Raw genomic sequence first — 16,926 nt, forward strand, 5'->3', positions numbered from 1 at the left:
CGATGCCGACGTCGACGCCGTCCGCAGCTCTCCCTCTGGCCGAGCACTGGATCGCGACGGTCTGGGGGCCTCCTGACACCTGGGATCTCGTCGAGGAGAGCGTCCCGGAGCCCGGCGTCGGCCAGGTGACGATCCGGGTGCGCGCGGCAGGTGTGAACCCGGCTGACGCCAAGCATGTCGCGTCGGCGCGGCCGGGCCTCGCGCTCCCGACCCCGATCGGATACGAGGTGTCGGGTGAGCTCAGCGCGATCGGTCCTGACACGCGGATCGGTTCCGGAGCAGCGACCATCGGCGAGGATGTCATCGCCTTCCGGGTGCGCGGAGGCTATGCGACGGAACTCACGGTCCCGGCCGAGAAGGTCTTCGCGAAGCCCTCCACGCTGACGCACCCGGAGGCGGCGAACCTGCTCCTCGTCGGCACCACCGCGGCAGAGATGCTCGCCGTGGTCGGTGCCGCACCGGGGGAGACGATCCTCCTCCACGGGGCATCCGGTGCCGTCGGCGTCAGCGTCCTGCAGCAGGCCCGGCTGCGCGGAGTCCGGGTCATCGGAACAACGAGCACAAGCCGCTTCGACGAGGTGCGCAGGTTCGGGGGCATCCCGGTGGCCTACGGGACGGGCCTCGCAGATCGGGTTCTCGACCTCGCCGATGCACCGATCGCGGCTGCCCTCGATGCCGTCGGCACGGATGAGGCCGTCGATGTGTCCCTCGACCTGGTCGCCGATCGCCGGCGCATCGTCACGATCGCCGCTTCGGCGCGCGCCGCGTCCGACGGCATCCTCGCGATCGCCGGCTCACAGCCTGCGAGCGCGCGCTTCCGCGACGGGGCGCGCAGCGAGCTGATCGCGCTGGCGCAGAACGGGGACCTCGTCGTCCCGGTCGCGCGGACCTTCCCACTCGATCAGGCGCCGGTAGCCCACCGGCTCCTGGCGACCGGGCATCCGGGCGGCAAACTCGCGCTGATCCCCTGAGTCAATCGATCTCACGCAGGGCCGACGTCACGAACACCGCATCCGCGTCGTATTCCGCATCGGCGGCTTCCTGGATCGTGCCGTCGTCCCACACGACGGTCAGCCAGACGTACCCCCGCTCCGACCCGAGAGCGAGCGCGTCGGTATCGAGTCGTGCCGCGATGTCGTCCTGGATCCGGGCGAGCTCCTCCGTCGGCGTCTCGCCCGTGGTGCCGCCGGACGGATCATCCGGCGCGACCGGGTCGTACAGCGCGAGCATGATCGGCGGGTCGGTGTTCGTGAGTCGCTCGCCGTCGTAGGTCGCGTACACGGCATACGCGCCCCAGGTGGTCTCGCCGCTGGTCTCGCTGCCGTCGACGCCGTCCCATGACCATCCGTCGAGGGGCACGCCGCTGCACTGCGGCGGGAAGGACTCCATGATCGGTCCCATGCACAGCTGCACGTCGCCGGCGACGTCGAGGACCGTGCCGACGCCGATGACGCGCCCGTCCGGCAGCTCGGGCTCGACGCTCTCCAGGCGCTGATCCGAGGGGACGCTCGTACTCGACGGCACGGCCATGCCGGCGGTGCCTGTCGCGCACGCGCTCAGGAACAGGAGGCCGACGGCGGATGCCGCGGCGACGGCCAGGCGACGCTGCGATGTGCTCATATGGGGGAGTGTCACGGGCGCCGGAATCGTCTCGACTCCGTCGAAACCGCGTCGGCATCCCTGCTAGCATGACCACATGCCTTTCGGCGGTCTGCTTCTTCTTAGCTGCCGCGACGAGTCCTAAGAGCTAGGGCCTTCCTCGTCGCGGCGCTTGTGTTGGCCCGTACATCTTGACGAAGAGAAGAAGCCCATCATGCAGAACACTCAGCGCCCGTCCGCGATGCCGATCCACAAGTATCGGCCGTTCCACGAGCAGATCAACGTCCACCTGCCTGACCGCACCTGGCCAGACGCCCGCATCACCCAGGCTCCGCGCTGGTGCGCCGTCGACCTCCGCGACGGGAACCAGGCGCTGATCGACCCGATGTCGCCCGAGCGCAAGCGCGTCATGTTCGAGCTCCTCGTCAGCATGGGCTACAAGGAGATCGAGGTCGGCTTCCCCTCGGCGAGTCAGACCGACTTCGACTTCGTCCGGCAGCTCATCGAAGAGAACCTGATCCCCGATGACGTCACGATCCAGGTGCTGACCCAGGCGCGCGAGCACCTGATCGCCCGCACCTACGAGTCGATCGCCGGTGCCAAGCAGGCCATCGTCCACCTCTACAACTCGACGAGCGTGCTGCAGCGCGAGGTCGTCTTCCGCACCGACAAGCAGGGCATCATCGACATCGCGCTCGAGGGAGCGCGGCTGTGCCGGCAATTCGAGAAGACGATCCCGGACACGAAGGTCTACTACGAGTACTCGCCGGAGAGCTACACCGGCACCGAGCTCGAGTTCGCGGTCGACATCTGCAACCAGGTGATCGAGGTCTTCGAGCCCACACCGGACCGCAAGGTCATCATCAATCTGCCCGCGACGGTCGAGATGGCCTCTCCGAACGTGTACGCCGATTCGATCGAGTGGATGAGCCGCCATCTCGCGCACCGGGAGAACGTGATCCTCTCGCTGCACCCGCACAACGACCGCGGCACCGCGATCGCGGCGGCGGAGCTCGGCTACATGGCGGGAGCCGACCGCATCGAAGGATGCCTGTTCGGCAACGGCGAGCGCACGGGCAACGTCGACATCGTCGCGCTGGGCATCAACCTGTTCACGCAGGGCATCGACCCGCAGATCGACTTCAGCGACATCGATCAGGTCAAGCGCACGGTCGAGTACTGCAACCAGCTGCCCGTGCCCGAGCGCAGCCCGTGGGCCGGCGACCTGGTCTTCACTGCGTTCAGCGGATCGCATCAGGACGCGATCAAGAAAGGCTTCGAGGCCATGGCGGTGCGCGCCGAATCCGAAGGCGTCACCGTCGACGACATCGAATGGGCCGTGCCGTACCTGCCCATCGACCCGAAGGACCTCGGTCGCTCGTACGAGGCCGTCATCCGCGTCAACTCGCAGTCCGGCAAGGGGGGCGTCGCCTACCTGCTGAAGGCGGACCACGCGATCGACCTGCCACGCAAGCTGCAGATCGAGTTCTCGGGTGTCGTGCAGGCGAAGACGGATGCCGAGGGTGGTGAGGTGACGAGCGAGCAGATCTGGTCGATCTTCAACGACGAGTACCTGCCGGCGGTCGACACCGCGGCGAAGTGGGGCCGCTTCGAGCTGCTCGCGACGCAGACCCGCAGCGACATGTCGGGTGACGTCGTTCTCGACGTCGTCCTGCGCGACGACGACCAGCAGGTGTCGGTCACGGGCAACGGCAACGGTCCCGTCGCGGCGTTCGTCGAGGTGCTGCGCGGCCAGGGCTTCGACATCACGGTGTACGACTACGTCGAGCACGCTCTCAGCGCCGGTGGCGACGCGCAGGCAGCGGCCTACGTCGAGCTGCAGGTCGGCGACCAGCGCCTGTGGGGCGTCGGCATCGACGGCGACATCTCGACAGCGTCGTTGAAGGCGATCGTCTCGGGTGTGAACCGCTCGATCCGCACGCGTCAGCAGGAGCTCGCGACGGTCTGATCGGCCGTCTCAACGTCGGCGGCCGGGACCCCCTGGAGGATCCCGGCCGCCGTCGTTGTGCGCGGTGTCGTCGGTGTCAGCGGCTCATTCGACCCATTGCACCAGTTGCCAGATGAGTCCGTTCGGATCCGCGAACTGGCAGTAGCGCTCACCCCAGGGCTCGGTCTCCGGGGGAGTGACCACCCGTGCTCCTGCCTCGGCGATGCGCGCGAAGTCGCGGTCGATGTCGTCCACGACGAACACGAGCAGTGTGCCTTCTCCCGCGGATCCGGCGATTTCCTGCGGACGGAAGGTGCTCAGCCCGGTCTCGAGGAAGATGAGGTTCGGCGGCGAGTCCGGATGTTGCAGAGAGACGAAGCCCTCCGCGGACATCGCCTCCTCGAAGCCGAAGTGGGTCTTCGCGAACGACGCGGACGCGGCGACGTCGGCGACGTTGAGCGAGATGGCGGTCTGGGTGATGTTCATGGCTCTCCTGTCATAAACTACGTACAACGTACAGAGTTAAGTGATCGAGGGGCGAGGATATTCCGAGATGGCCGAGAACCTCGTGGATCTGCTCTGGCGGAAGGACGCCTCCCCCCGTACGACCGTGCGTCGCGGGCCCCGGGCCCGTCTTTCGGTCGATGAGGTGGTGGCCGGAGCGATCGAGCTCGCCGACACCCAGGGGGTCGACGCGATGACGATCCGTGCCCTGGCGCAGTCGCTCGAACTCACGACGATGTCGATCTACACGCATGTCAGCAGTCGGGCGGACCTGCTCGTCCTGATGGTCGACGAGCTGCACGCGAGGATGCCGGCCACCTCGGATGAGGGGGCGGGGTGGCGCGCACGCGCGCGTCGGGTGGCCGAGGACAATCTCGCGCTCTTGCGCGCGCACCCGTGGATGTCGGACATCGACGACGCGAGGGTCGCGGTCGGCCCCGGCACGATCGCGAAGTACGACCGCGAGCTGCGGGTGTTCGAAGACACCGATCTCGCCGATGTCGAGCGCGACGCGGCATTGTCGTTCGTCCTCGACTTCGTCGCGGCGACCGCGTCGAGAATGCGTGAGAGCGCGGAACGGGAGCAGTTCGGGCCCTTCTGGGCCGAGGCAGCACCGCGGCTGTCGACGTACCTCGGTGACCGATTCCCCCTCGCGCAGTCCGTCGGACGCGCGGCCGGCGAGGCGATGGACGGTCCCTATGACGCCGACGTCGCGTGGAGGTTCGGCCTGGGTCGCGTGATCGACGGGCTCGCCGGCATCATCTCGGATCGCTCCGCACGCTGAGCGCGTATCGCCGTGGGTCTCAGGCGTCGGCGCTGGGCTTCACGATCGCGATGGCACCGGTCTCGGCAGCGACCTTGCGGCGGTAGATGCGGCGCTGCTCCGGCAGAGAGACGTCGAACGTCACCGCGAGGATACGGATCACCGTCGTCACGGCGATGCCGACGACCGCGGCGATCGTGATGGGCATTCCCAGCGCCACCGCGATCACGATGAACGTGCATCCTGCGCCGGCGGCGACCGCGTACAGCGATCCGACGTGCATGATGGCGGTCGGGAGTCCCATCAACATGTCGCGGAGCACACTGCCGCCGACCGCGGCACAGACGCCGATGAAGACGGCCGGGACCTCGGGGATCCCGAAAGCGAGGGCCTTGCTCGTCCCGAAGGCCCCGAACATACCGATCACCACGGCATCGAGTACCACGATCGCGGTGTTCAGCCGGGTGAAGAGCCCCGCGAGCAGCATGCCGAACAGCGCCGCGCCACCCGCGGTCACCAGGTACCACTGGTTCTGCAGGGTCGCAGGAGTCTGCCCGAGCAGGATGTCGCGGATCAGACCCCCGCCCATCCCGATCATGATGCCGATGATCGCGACACCGAGCCAGTCGAGCCGCCGCTGGCCCTGGAAACCCGAGGCGAACATCGCGCCCTGGACGCCGCCGAGGCCGACGCCGAGCAGGTCCGCCCACAGCGGAATGGTGAAGAGCGGTTCGGTCACGCGTCCATTCTCCCGCACGGAGGATAATCGAAGGGTGCCCACCTACCGAGACGAAGCGGTGATCCTGCGCACCCACAAACTCGGTGAGGCGGATCGCATCGTCATCATGCTCTCGCGACGGCACGGCAAGGTCCGCGCGGTGGCGAAGGGGGTGCGTCGGACGTCGTCGAAGTTCGGCGCCAGGCTCGAGCCGTTCATGGTCGCCGACGTGCAGCTCTACCAGGGCCGCTCGCTCGACATCGTGCAGCAGGCCGAGTCCCTCGGCTCCTACGGCACCGACATCGCCGCGCACTACGACCGGTTCACGGCGGCGAACGCCATGGTCGAGACGGCCGACCGGCTGAGCGACGCGGAGGCGACTCCCGATCAGTACCTGCTCCTCGTGGGCGGACTGCGGGCTCTGTCGCGCGGAGAGCATGTGGCCCGGAGCATCCTCGACTCGTATCTGCTGCGTGTGATGTCGCTGTCGGGATGGGCGCCCTCGCTCGACGAATGCGCACGCTGCGGCACGCCGGGGCCGCACTCGCGGTTCGTCGCCCAGCTCGGCGGACTGGTGTGCCAGAACTGCGCTCCTGCCGGGAGCCCGCGTGTCGCCGACAAGACCCTGATGCTGCTCCGCGCCCTGATCGCGGGGGAGTGGGACGTCATCGACGCTTCCTCCCACGCCGACACCGCCGCGGCGTCGGGACTCGTCTCCGCCTACGCCCAATGGCACCTGGAGCGCGGCATCCGCTCGCTCGCCCACGTGTCCGACATCCCTTCGGAAGGAGAACGGTGAGCCCGAAGCCGTACACGCACAAGGATGCCGTGGCCTATCGCCCGCTGGACTGGACGGGCGTGCATCCGCCCGCGTTCCGGGCCGTCCCGGAGCACGTCGCGATCGTGATGGACGGCAACGGCCGCTGGGCCAACCGTCGAGGACTCAACCGCATCGAGGGCCACAAGGCGGGCGAGGAGGTGCTCCTCGACGTGGTCGCCGGAGCCATCCAGGCCGGCGTGAAGCACCTCTCCGTCTACGCGTTCTCCACGGAGAACTGGGCGCGCTCTCCGGAGGAGGTCCGCTTCCTCATGGGGTACAACCGCGACGTGCTGCATCGGCGCCGTGACCAGCTCAACGAATGGGGCGTGCGGATCCGATGGGCCGGGCGCAAGCCGCGGCTCTGGGGGAGCGTCATCAAAGAGCTGCAGTACGCCGAACAGCTGACCAGGGGCAACGACGTCCTCACCCTCACGATGTGCGTCAACTACGGCGGAAGAGTCGAACTCGTCGATGCGATGCGGGCGATCGCCGACGACGTCGCCGCCGGACGGGTGAAGCCGAAGGCGATCACCGAGAAGATGATCCGCCGGAACCTGTACGTGCCGGATATGCCGGACGTCGACCTGTTCCTGCGCAGTTCGGGGGAGCAGCGCACCTCGAACTTCCTGCTGTGGGAGTCGGCCTACGCCGAGATGGTGTTCCTCGACACGCTCTGGCCCGACTTCTCGCGCGAGGAACTGTGGCGCGCGATCGGCATCTACCTGTCGCGTGATCGGCGCTTCGGCGGCGCGATCGACGTTCCCGACGCGTCGGCCTGACTACGCAGCCATCGCTCCGTCTCCCGCGGATGACGGAGCCGCACGATGGTGAGGTGCGGGAAGCGCTCGGCGTATCCCGGCATCCGCTCGGCCCAGTGCCCCAGGGTCTTCGTCTGCCACGCGAGGATGTTCTCCTCGGGATCGTCGCCGAACATCCTCCAGATCGGCTTCTCGACGTTGTCGTTCCACATGCGGGTGCGCAGGATGCTGCGGCTAAGGGTGCGCCTGATCAGACGGTTGCGCACCACGCGGTAGGGGTAGTCGAGCCAGAGGGCGAGTTCCGCGCGCGGGGTGAGGACGGCGTCCGTGCCCTTGCTCGTGTACTGCCATTCCGTGATCCATCGGTCGTCGGCGGCGAACGCGCGCACGTCGTCGAGGAATTCGGTCCGCGGCGTCCAGTTCGGGCCGTGGAACAGGCCGTCGATCTCCACGTGGCGGAGATCCCACATCGCGCCGACACGACCGGCCAGGTTGGTCTTCCCCGACCCGGTCACACCCGCCACGAGCACGCGCACGGGCCGGAACGGCAGCGGGTCGTCGGCGGAGAGCATCCGAGAATCCTACCCGCGGGGCGCAGCTCCCTCGGAATAGCTCACAGGCGTATGCGGTTGGATGAAAGTGTGACTGAACCCATCTCCATCGACATCTGGTCCGACATCGCCTGCCCGTGGTGCTACATCGGCAAGCGCAACCTCGAGAAGGGTCTCGAAGCGGTCGCGGCCGATGAGGACGCGCCGCAGGTCAACATCACCTTCCACTCGTTCGAGCTCTCACCGGACACGCCCGTCGACTTCGACGGCGACGAGATCGACTTCCTCGCCGGACACAAGGGCATGCCGCGCGAGCAGGTCGAGCAGATGCTCTCCAACGTGACGGGCGTCGCCGCCAACGCGGGACTCGAGTACCGCTTCGATCTGCTGCAGCACACCAACACGGTGAAGGCGCACGAACTGCTGCACTTCGCGAAGGCCGAGGGCCTCCAGCACGAGATGGAGGAGCGGCTGATGTCCGCCTACTTCACCGAGGGCAAGCACGTCGGACGTATCGACGACCTCGTCGAGCTCGCGACCGAGGTCGGTCTCGATGCGGACCGCGCCCGAGCCGCGCTCGAGAGCGACCAGTACCTTCCGGCTGTACGTCAGGATCAGGCCCAGGCGCGCGCTTACGGCATCCAGGGCGTGCCGTTCTTCGTGGTCGACGGCCAGTACGGCATCAGCGGCGCGCAGCCGCCCGCCGCGTTCGAGAACGTGATCCGCGACCTCTGGTCGAAGCGCGGCGAGTCCGCGTCCGAGGCTGCCGCGGTCTAGCGGGTCAGCGCCGCTTCGATCGCGCTGACGATCTCGGGGGCGTCCGGCTTCTGCTTCGGACGGAAGCGCAGGACGTCCCCGTCCGGCAGCACGAGGAACTTCTCGAAGTTCCACTCGACGCGACCGGCCTTGCCACCGGCGTCCGGCGTCTCCTTGAGTGCCTTGTAGAGGTCGGAGGCGTTCTTGCCGTTCACCTTGACCTTGTCGTTGACCGGGAAGGTGACGCCGTAGGTGGTCGAGCAGAACTCGAGGATCTGATCGACCGAGCCCGGCTCCTGACCGAAGAACTGGTTGCACGGGAAGCCGACGACGGTGAACCCGCGATCACCGTACAGGCGCTGCAGCTCCTCGAGCTGCTCGTACTGCGGCGTGAGGCCGCACTTCGAGGCGACGTTCACGACGAGCACCACATCGGCGCCCAGATCGTCGAGCGTCTTATCCTCGCCCCGAGCGTCGGTGAAGGGGATCGAACGGAGCGCGGAATCGGTCATCTTCACAGCTTAGATCGCCGCATCCCTCCCGGCTCCGCGTCTGGGAGAATGGACAGGACATGACTCTCGCCACCGCCCCCGCCCGCCCCCTCCGCATCGGTCCGATCGATCTCGACGTGCCGGTCGTGCTCGCGCCCATGGCGGGCATCACCAACACCGCCTTCCGGCGTCTGTGCCGTGAGTACGGCGCCGGGCTCTATGTGAGCGAGATGATCACCTCGCGTGCGCTGGTCGAGCGCAACGAGACGACCATGCGGCTCATCCGGCATCATGAGTCCGAGACTCCACGCTCCATCCAGCTCTACGGCGTCGACCCGAACACGATCGCCGAAGCCGTGCGCATCATCGTCGCCGAGGATCACGCCGACCACATCGATCTCAACTTCGGCTGCCCCGTGCCGAAGGTCACACGTCGTGGTGGGGGAGCAGCGCTCCCCTGGAAGTCGAAGCTCTTCGCCGACATCGTCGATCAGGCCGTCAAGGCTGCGGGCGATGTGCCGCTCACGGTGAAGATGCGCAAGGGCATCGACAAGGACCACCTGACATTCCTCGACGCGGGACGCGCAGCGGAAGATGCTGGAGCCGCCGCGGTCGCCCTGCATGCGCGCACCGCCGGCGAGTTCTACTCAGGATTCGCCGATTGGAATGCGATCGGCGAGCTCAAGCAGGCCGTCACGAGCATCCCCGTGCTCGGCAACGGCGACATCTGGTCGGCCGACGACGCGGTGCGCATGATGGCGCAGACGGACTGCGACGGCGTCGTGGTCGGTCGCGGGTGCCTCGGGCGTCCGTGGCTGTTCGGCGAGCTGGCCACCGCTTTCGGAGGCGAGGGCAAGACGGTCGATGCCACCCTCGGCTTCGTCGCCGACGCGTTCCGCCGTCACGCAGAGCTCCTGGTCGAGTTCTTCGAGGACGAGGACCGCGGGTGCCGAGACATCCGCAAGCACGTCTCCTGGTACTTCAAGGGCTACCCCGTCGGCGGGGACATCCGCACCGGGCTCGCCACGGCATCCAGCCTCGCGGAGATCGACGACTTCCTCGGACGCCTCGATCGCGCGGCACCGTACCCTGGGGCCGATGCCGAGGGACAGCGTGGTCGATCCGGACACCCCAAGCGCACGGCGCTGCCGGACAAGTGGCTGGAGTCGCGCGAACTCGCGTCGTCGGCCTCGGAGATGATGCGTGGAGCGGAGATCGAGAACAGTGGTGGTTGACCCTCAGGTCGGCCTGCGCGCCGACGGTTACGACGCGCGAGACGCCGAGCGCTTCTTCGCGGAGACCCATCGATCCGAACGCAACGACTTCGCCCGCGACCGGGCGCGCGTCCTGCACTCCGCAGCTCTGCGGCGCCTGGCCGCGAAGACGCAGGTGCTGAGCCCGGCCAGCACCGCCGACTTCGCCCGCAACCGCCTGACCCATTCACTCGAGGTCGCGCAGGTCGGTCGCGAGCTCGCCGTGGCGCTCGGCGTCTCGGCCGACGTCGTCGACACCGCCTGTCTCAGTCATGACCTCGGCCACCCGCCCTTCGGTCACAACGGCGAGCGTGCGCTCAACGAATGGGCCGAGCACATCGGCGGGTTCGAGGGGAATGCCCAGTCGCTGCGCATCCTCTCGCGGCTCGAGGCGAAGGTGCTCGACGACGACGATCGCTCCGTGGGCCTGAACCTCACCCGCGCCAGCCTCGATGCGACCTGCAAGTACCCGTGGACCGTCGACAGTCCGGTGCCGGATCCGGGTGGGCGTCTGAAGTTCGGCGTGTACCCCGAGGACGAGGCCGTGTTCCGCTGGATGCGTGAGGGAGCCCCGGGACGGCTCCGGTGCATCGAAGCCGAGATCATGGATCTCTCCGACGACATCGCGTACTCCGTGCACGACTTCGAGGACGCGATCGTCAACGGCTACGTGGATGTCGCCCAGCTCGCCGACCCGCACCAGCACGACGCACTCGTCGGACGCATCCAGCAGTGGGTGGGGTACGACTTCACTCGCGACGAGCTGGCGGACGCGCTGTACCGCCTGTCGTCCCAGCCGATGTGGCTGGCGTCGTTCGACCGTTCCCGGCAGGCACTCGCCCGTCTCAAGAACCTCACGAGCGACCTGATCGGGCGCTTCGCCAAGGCCGCGGTCGCGGCCACCAAAGAGGCCTACGGCAGTACCGCACTGGTGCGCTACAACGCCCATGTCATCGTGCCGCGGGTGATCGAGGTCGAGATCGCCGTCCTCAAGGGCATCATGGGCCAGGCCATCGTGACGATCGAAGCCCGCAAAGGCGTCTACAAGGAGCAGCGGCGCGTCCTGAAGCGGCTCGCCGACGCCCTCTGGTCGACCGACGCCCTGTGGTCCGCCGGGTCCGATGTGCTCGAGCCGGCGTTCGCCGCGGACTTCGTCGCGGCCGAAGACGACGCCGAGCGCGCCAGGGTCGTGGTCGATCAGATCGCGAGCCTCACCGATCAGAGTGCGATCGACTGGCACAACCGCCTGGTCGGTGAGATCGATCCGGCCGAGGTCGGCATCTGGACACCCCGTCACGCTCGCCCCGGCGCCCGTGCGCATGCCGAGAGGCGGCCCGTCGCCGAAGGGGCGCACTGATGCCGCGGATCCTGCAGGCCGATGTCGACGAGGTGAAGGCGCGCACGAACATCGCCGACATCATCGGTGAGCGCGTCGCCCTCAGATCCGCGGGCGTCGGATCGCTCAAGGGGCTGTGCCCCTTCCACGACGAGAAGAGCCCCAGCTTCCACGTGCGCCAGCAGGTCGGCTACTACCATTGCTTCGGCTGCGGGGAATCGGGAGACGTCTACTCGTTCCTTCGCGAGATGGACCATGTCAGCTTCACCGAGGCGGTCGAGCGCCTCGCCGGTCGCATCGGGTACACCCTGCACTACGAAGACGGCGGGGCGGCGCCCGAGACGAGTGGTCGCAGCCGCCTGTATGCCGCGAACACCGCCGCGGCGGAGTTCTTCCGTGCGCAGCTGCTCACACCGGACGCCGAGGCCGGTCGCCGCTTCCTCGGAGAGCGCGGTTTCGATGCGGGCGCGGCCGCGCACTTCGGCGTGGGCTTCGCGCCGCGTGGCTGGGACGGCATGCTCAAGGCACTCACCGCGCAGGGCTTCACACGTGAGGAACTCAGCAATGCGGGTCTGGTCTCGACCGGGCAGCGCGGGGTGTACGACCGGTTCCGCGGGCGCCTGGTGTGGCCGATCCGCGACGTGTCAGGGCAGACGATCGGCTTCGGTGCGCGCAAGCTGTTCGACGACGATCAGGGGCCGAAGTACCTGAACACCCCGGAGACGCCGATCTACAAGAAGGCGCAGGTGCTGTACGGGCTCGACCTCGCCAAACGGGACATCGCACGAGGGGATCCTCGGCGGGTGGTCGTCGTCGAGGGGTACACCGATGTGATGGCGTGCCACCTCGCGGGCCTCACGACGGCCATCGCGACCTGCGGCACGGCATTCGGCACCGAGCACATCAAGGTGCTGCGCCGCGTGATGGGCGACGACAACGCCTCGGGCGAGGTGGTCTTCACTTTCGACGGCGACGAGGCGGGACAGAAGGCGGCGTTGCGCGCCTTCACGGAAGACGATCGATTCAACGCCCAGACGTTCGTCGCGGTCGCCCCGGACGGGCTCGACCCGTGCGACATGCGGCTCCAGCGGGGCGATGCGGCGGTGCGCGGGCTGATGGACACGAAGCAGCCGATGTTCGAGTTCGCGATCGATCGCAAGCTCGCCGGATTCGACCTGTCGACCGTCGAGGGGCGGGTCGGCGCACTCCGCGCCGCCGCGCCGATCGTGGCGGAGATCCGCGACCAGCTGCTGCGTCCCGGCTATGAGCGGGTCCTGGCCCGTCGACTCGGGATGGATCCGACCGAGGTGCGCAGTGAGGTCGAGCGCGCGGCCCGCGGCGGACCCGCACCGCAGCAGGTGCGGCGCGAGGCGCCCCAGATCGACGCCGTGACCGGCGCGCCCGTCGTCGCACCCGTCACTCTGGCGAGTCTGCCGCGCAGCGCCGATGTCGCGGTCGAGCGTGACGCGCTGATGGGGGCGCTGCAGTACGGCCACCAGATCGATCAGGCACTCCTGAACAGGGCACTGGGTGCCCCGTTCCGCACGCCGGGACTCGATGCTGTGCGTGAGGCCGTGGCAGCCGCGCCCGACCGCGCGAGGGCGGGGTGGGTGACCGAGGCGGTGAACGGTGTCCGCGAGCCCTACCGCTCGCTCGCGGGGGAGCTGCTGATGACGCCGTTCCCTGCGCGCGACGAGGAGCGGGCCGTCGCCACCGTGGCCGATCTCGCCCGTCGTCTCGTCCTTCGCCAGCTCGAGCAGGAGAAGCAGGAGCTCCTCGGAGCCGTGCAGCGCGTCCCGGCAGACTCCGACGGTGGCAGGGCGCTGCGGATGCGACTGCGCGACATCGATGCGGAGCGTCAGCGGTTCGCCGAGTCGTAACCCTGACCGGCCTCGCGCAGAGGGCAGGATGGAGACATGTCCCGCAGGCCCGAATCCACGAACACGATCGACTGCTCGGATCTGGTGATCGATCGGATCGGCCACGGGATGCCGACCCGCGCCGTCGACGGCGTTACCTTCTCTCTCGCCCCCGGCGGGCTGATCTGCGTCGCAGGACCCACCGGGTCGGGAAAGTCGACGCTGGTCGCCGCTCTCGCCGGATCGACGGATCCCTCGGTCAAGGTCGTCGGCGGGCGTGCGCAGGTGTGCGGGGTCGATGTACGCCGGCCAGGGCGCAAACACCGCATCCTCACGTATCGCACCGGATTCGTGCCGCAAGGCGCGGGCGCCGACCTGCCGCCGCGGCTGACCGTGAACGAGGTGATCGCCGAGCCGATCCTCGTCCGGGAGCGGAAGGTGAACTCGAAGGCGCTCTCGATCCGTGTGGCCACGCTCCTCGACGAGCTGCACCTGCCGCTCGGTACGGCCGCGAAGTTCCCCTACGAGCTCAGCGCGGGCATGCGGCAGCGCGTGGCGATCGCTCGCTCGTTCGTTCTCGAGCCGAAGGTCCTCATCGCGGACGAAGTGCTCGCGAACCTCGACCTCGAGGTTCGGCCGGTGGTCTTCGACGCCATCACGCGGCGGCGGAAGGAGCAGTCGATGGCGGCGCTCCTCGTGACCAACGATGCCGATTTCATCCGCGAGCTGAACGCCGAGACGCTCATGCTCCGCGGTGGTCATGTCGTGGCCCGCGGCGTGGGGAAGGACCTGCTGTGGGTTCCGAACGCCGAGTCGGATTCCCGCCCCTGACCCCGACACGCCCGGAAGGCGCATATGCCGCCCCGGTGTCATGAACGGGCTCCGGAGTTTGCTAAGCTTGTCGAGTTGCCCGCGCAGCGGAGCACATTCCTCGGTAGCTCAATTGGCAGAGCAGCCGGCTGTTAACCGGCAGGTTCTTGGTTCGAGTCCAAGCCGGGGAGCCAACGAGAAAGCCCCCTCCATGGAGGGGGCTTTCTCGTTTCCTGACCGAAGTTCTGCTGACGCTTGACTTGCACCAAGAAGGGCCCCGCCGATGGCGGGGCCCTTCTTGGTGAAGCGGTGGGTCAGCGTGCAGCGCCGGCCAGCGACCCTTCGACCTGTCCAGCGGGGTCGAAGATCAGGCACTGGATCACGCGATCGTTGCTCTGCTCCCAGGACTGCTGAGTGGGCGTGAGCGTCGTCACGTCGAGTGCCGAGTCGTCGTAGCTGAGGCCGACGAACGAGGTGTACGCATCTCCGATGCACTCCTGCGACGCCGCATCGATGTCGGCATCGGCGAACTCGGCGTCCGGCATGGTGATCTCGTAGTAGACCTCCTGGTCGTGCGGGTCGGTGCACGGGAGGACGCTGGCGTCGGTGAGCATCCCCGTGCCGGTGTCGAGCATGCAGTCGCCGATCTTGACCGCGAAGACGTCGACGCTCGCGCTCTCGGTGACCTGACCGGTCTCCTCGTCACGGTCGGCATCCCCGGAGCCGCTGCCCAGGATGCCGTTGATCGCGCTGCAGCCGGTCAGCGCGACCGAAACCGCCACCGCAGAACCCGCGAGCATCAGGGCACGTCGCGTGCGCATCTTCATCATGATTTGTTCCCCTCCGAAAAACGTGATGTGGAGGCATGCGAAAAGCCCCCGCCGCGAACACGCTAACGTCCGGCGAGTCTATGACGCAACTTGAAGGATGCTGTGGGCTCGCTGAGAACCAGCCACGTGGGCGGTCATCGCGGTCGGCGGAGTGACGCCCGAGGCGGGAGGAGCGGGATCACCCTTCGAGGTCGTCGACTCCCGGCATCCAGCTTGCGCCTGGACGCCCCCACCCGCGCTTGCGGGCGATCTTCTGCGCGGTCTTCCAGTCGCCGTCGGACAGGCGATCGACGTACAGGATGCCGTCGAGGTGATCGAACTCGTGCTGCATGATGCGTGCGCGCCACCCGTCGACGTCGATCGAGACCGGCCGCCCGTCCAGGTCGGTCGCGGTCACGCGGACCCGCTCCGAACGTCGCAGGGGGAAACGCTCGCCGGGGAACGAGAGGCAGCCTTCGGACTCCAGCTCAGGGTCCGGCGCACCGGGTTCGAGCGGAACCATCCAGAGCACGGGGTTGATGAGGACACCGCGCCAGGGCTGGTCCTCGTCATCGACGTAGGCGTAGGTGTAGATGCGCAGCGGGACCCCCACCTGCGGGGCGGCGAGTCCGACGCCGGGGGCGGTGTCCATCGTCTCGAACATGTCGGAGACGAGGGCGCGGACGTCGTCGGTGATCTCGTCGACGGGGGATGCGGGGGAGTGCAGGACGGGGTCGCCCATGATGCGAATCGGAAGTACAGCCACGTCACAACCCTAGTCGGCGGCACTCGCCAGGTAGGGTCGTACTGTGAATGCTGGGGTGTGGATGAACGCGGTCGAGGACGTCGGCGATCAGCTCGTCGGCGCCTTCCAGAACCCCGGCCTGCTGCTCGGCATTCCGCTCGCTCTCGCAGGCGCCGTCTTCATGTCGCTCGGTGCGCAGTATCAGCATCGCGGCGTCGAGAAGGTCGAACGTCTCAGCGGCTCCAACGGTGCTTCGGGGTTGAGCTTCGATCAGCTCAAGCGTCTCCTCACCCGTCCGTCCTGGCTCATCGGCACTCTCATGCTCGGGCTCGCCGTGATCTGTCAGCTCGCCGCCCTCGTGAAGGCGCCGCTGATCGTCGTGCAGCCTCTCGGAGCGATCGCGCTCGTCATCACCACTCTGCTCAACGCGCGTGTCACCGGTCATTCCCCCACCAAACAGTCGCTCACGGCGATCGTGGCCTGTGTGGGCGGCATCTTCCTGTTCGTCTTCTTCGCCGCGATCTATGCCACGGAGCAGGACGTCACCGACCGCGAGCTCTTCGTGATCCTGGCTCTCCTCCTGGTCGTCATCATCATCCTCGGAGCCTGCTGGCTCATCCTCCGTCATCGGATGCGCGCGCTTTTCTACATCATCGGCGCCGGCATCCTCTACGGCTTCGTCGCGACCCTCGCGAAGGTGATCATCAAGCGCATCGAGGCGGGGCAGTTCGAGTGGATCACAGGCGTCTGCCTGCTCGCCCTTCTTGCGGCATTCGCTGTCGGAGCGTACTTCGTGCAGACGGCGTACAGCTCGGGTCCGCCCGACCTCGTGATCGCCGGTCTCACCGTCGTCGATCCGATGGTCGCGGTGCTCATCGGTATGGTCGTCCTGGGCGAGGCCGCTGCTGCACCGTGGTGGGTGTTCGTGATCTTCGCGATCGCCGGAGCGATCGCCGTGTGGGGCGTCGTAGGCCTCGCCCGCTATCACCCGCAGGTGCTCAGCGACAGTCAGGAACTGGGCATCCCGCGAGGCAGCACGCCGAGCGGTTCTGCGCAGAGCGGGCACGACGCGGCCGCGCCTTCGTCGTCCGCCCCCACGGATGCTCCGGAGCGCACAGAAGGCTCGGGAAGTCCGGAAGCGCCTCCGTGGCACGGCGGGCCGTCAGAGCGCTCGTAGAGCCCTTCTGAACCGTCCGTGGTGGTGCG

18 protein-coding genes and 1 tRNA gene are annotated in these 16,926 nt (G+C 67.9%); 12 read left to right on the forward strand and 7 right to left on the reverse strand.

Annotation, left to right across the window (positions count from 1 at the left end; genetic code table 11):
• The first annotated feature begins 2 nt into the window (after positions 1 to 2).
• Entirely contained in the window at positions 3 to 971 is a 969-nt protein-coding gene (locus CQ042_RS08405) for an NADP-dependent oxidoreductase (protein WP_105670036.1), read from the forward strand.
• A 1-nt stretch (position 972) separates the two neighbouring features.
• Here the strand turns inward: CQ042_RS08405 and CQ042_RS08410 are convergent, their stop codons facing one another.
• Positions 973 to 1,620: a hypothetical protein gene (locus tag CQ042_RS08410; protein WP_258132149.1), complete on the reverse strand. Its 648-nt coding sequence runs from the start codon at positions 1,618 to 1,620 to the stop codon at positions 973 to 975.
• A 193-nt stretch (positions 1,621 to 1,813) separates the two neighbouring features.
• Here CQ042_RS08410 and leuA point away from each other — a divergent pair, with 193 nt between their 5' ends.
• Positions 1,814 to 3,568, forward strand: a complete 1,755-nt coding sequence (leuA, locus tag CQ042_RS08415) for a 2-isopropylmalate synthase (protein ID WP_105670038.1) — start codon at positions 1,814 to 1,816, stop codon at positions 3,566 to 3,568.
• Positions 3,569 to 3,652: 84 nt separating this feature from the next.
• On the opposite strand, the gene CQ042_RS08420 is transcribed toward leuA, so the two are convergent.
• Positions 3,653 to 4,033 carry a VOC family protein gene (locus CQ042_RS08420; protein WP_105670039.1) on the reverse strand — a complete coding sequence of 127 codons (381 nt, stop codon included), beginning with the start codon at positions 4,031 to 4,033 and terminating at the stop codon, positions 3,653 to 3,655.
• Between the two features lie 67 nt (positions 4,034 to 4,100).
• Here CQ042_RS08420 and CQ042_RS08425 point away from each other — a divergent pair, with 67 nt between their 5' ends.
• Positions 4,101 to 4,835, forward strand: coding sequence for a TetR/AcrR family transcriptional regulator (locus CQ042_RS08425; RefSeq protein ID WP_105670040.1), 735 nt, complete (start codon positions 4,101 to 4,103; stop codon positions 4,833 to 4,835).
• A gap of 19 nt (positions 4,836 to 4,854) precedes the next feature.
• Here CQ042_RS08425 and CQ042_RS08430 read toward each other — a convergent pair whose 3' ends face one another.
• Entirely contained in the window at positions 4,855 to 5,553 is a 699-nt protein-coding gene (locus CQ042_RS08430; RefSeq protein WP_105670041.1) for a trimeric intracellular cation channel family protein, read from the reverse strand.
• A gap of 34 nt (positions 5,554 to 5,587) precedes the next feature.
• On the opposite strand from CQ042_RS08430, the gene recO reads away from it, so the two are divergent.
• Positions 5,588 to 6,331 carry a DNA repair protein RecO gene (recO, locus tag CQ042_RS08435; RefSeq protein WP_105670042.1) on the forward strand — a complete coding sequence of 248 codons (744 nt, stop codon included), beginning with the start codon at positions 5,588 to 5,590 and terminating at the stop codon, positions 6,329 to 6,331.
• Entirely contained in the window at positions 6,328 to 7,131 is an 804-nt protein-coding gene (locus tag CQ042_RS08440; protein WP_105670043.1) for an isoprenyl transferase, read from the forward strand. The genes recO and CQ042_RS08440 overlap by 4 nt, the downstream gene beginning before the upstream one ends.
• Here the strand turns inward: CQ042_RS08440 and CQ042_RS08445 are convergent.
• A complete protein-coding gene (locus tag CQ042_RS08445) occupies positions 7,071 to 7,682 on the reverse strand; it encodes an AAA family ATPase (RefSeq protein WP_105670044.1) in 612 nt (203 codons plus the stop codon). The two genes, CQ042_RS08440 and CQ042_RS08445, sit on opposite strands and share 61 nt — an antisense overlap.
• A 69-nt stretch (positions 7,683 to 7,751) precedes the next feature.
• On the opposite strand from CQ042_RS08445, the gene CQ042_RS08450 reads away from it, so the two are divergent.
• Positions 7,752 to 8,438, forward strand: a complete 687-nt coding sequence (locus CQ042_RS08450; RefSeq protein WP_105670045.1) for a DsbA family protein — start codon at positions 7,752 to 7,754, stop codon at positions 8,436 to 8,438.
• Here the strand turns inward: CQ042_RS08450 and CQ042_RS08455 are convergent.
• Positions 8,435 to 8,929 carry a glutathione peroxidase gene (locus CQ042_RS08455; protein ID WP_105670046.1) on the reverse strand — a complete coding sequence of 165 codons (495 nt, stop codon included), beginning with the start codon at positions 8,927 to 8,929 and terminating at the stop codon, positions 8,435 to 8,437. The two genes, CQ042_RS08450 and CQ042_RS08455, sit on opposite strands and share 4 nt — an antisense overlap.
• Positions 8,930 to 8,988: 59 nt before the next feature.
• Here CQ042_RS08455 and dusB point away from each other — a divergent pair, with 59 nt between their 5' ends.
• The 5 genes from dusB to CQ042_RS08480 all read left to right on the forward strand — a co-directional run bounded on the left by dusB (position 8,989) and on the right by CQ042_RS08480 (position 14,360).
• Positions 8,989 to 10,143 (forward strand): tRNA dihydrouridine synthase DusB, encoded by a 1,155-nt coding sequence (dusB, locus tag CQ042_RS08460; protein WP_105670047.1) that lies wholly within the window; start codon positions 8,989 to 8,991, stop codon positions 10,141 to 10,143.
• On the forward strand, positions 10,133 to 11,518 hold the full coding sequence (locus tag CQ042_RS08465; RefSeq protein WP_105670048.1) for a deoxyguanosinetriphosphate triphosphohydrolase: 1,386 nt from the start codon (positions 10,133 to 10,135) through the stop codon (positions 11,516 to 11,518). Before dusB ends, CQ042_RS08465 begins: the two co-directional genes overlap by 11 nt.
• Entirely contained in the window at positions 11,518 to 13,377 is a 1,860-nt protein-coding gene (gene dnaG, locus CQ042_RS08470) for a DNA primase (protein WP_105670049.1), read from the forward strand. The genes CQ042_RS08465 and dnaG overlap by 1 nt, the downstream gene beginning before the upstream one ends.
• Positions 13,378 to 13,413: 36 nt before the next feature.
• On the forward strand, positions 13,414 to 14,187 hold the full coding sequence (locus tag CQ042_RS08475) for an ATP-binding cassette domain-containing protein (RefSeq protein WP_105670050.1): 774 nt from the start codon (positions 13,414 to 13,416) through the stop codon (positions 14,185 to 14,187).
• A gap of 97 nt (positions 14,188 to 14,284) precedes the next feature.
• A tRNA-Asn gene (locus CQ042_RS08480) sits at positions 14,285 to 14,360 on the forward strand.
• A gap of 120 nt (positions 14,361 to 14,480) precedes the next feature.
• Here the strand turns inward: CQ042_RS08480 and CQ042_RS08485 are convergent.
• Together CQ042_RS08485 and def are read right to left on the reverse strand one after the other, a co-directional pair.
• A complete protein-coding gene (locus tag CQ042_RS08485) occupies positions 14,481 to 14,996 on the reverse strand; it encodes a hypothetical protein (protein WP_105670051.1) in 516 nt (171 codons plus the stop codon).
• 178 nt (positions 14,997 to 15,174) lie between these two features.
• Positions 15,175 to 15,741, reverse strand: coding sequence for a peptide deformylase (gene def / locus CQ042_RS08490; RefSeq protein WP_105670052.1), 567 nt, complete (start codon positions 15,739 to 15,741; stop codon positions 15,175 to 15,177).
• Positions 15,742 to 15,802: 61 nt separating this feature from the next.
• On the opposite strand from def, the gene CQ042_RS08495 reads away from it, so the two are divergent.
• A complete protein-coding gene (locus tag CQ042_RS08495; protein ID WP_105670166.1) occupies positions 15,803 to 16,897 on the forward strand; it encodes a DMT family transporter in 1,095 nt (364 codons plus the stop codon).
• The last annotated feature ends 29 nt before the right edge of the window (positions 16,898 to 16,926 follow it).

The sequence above is a fragment of the Microbacterium sp. MYb62 genome, assembly GCF_002979475.1.
GTDB lineage: Bacteria > Actinomycetota > Actinomycetes > Actinomycetales > Microbacteriaceae > Microbacterium.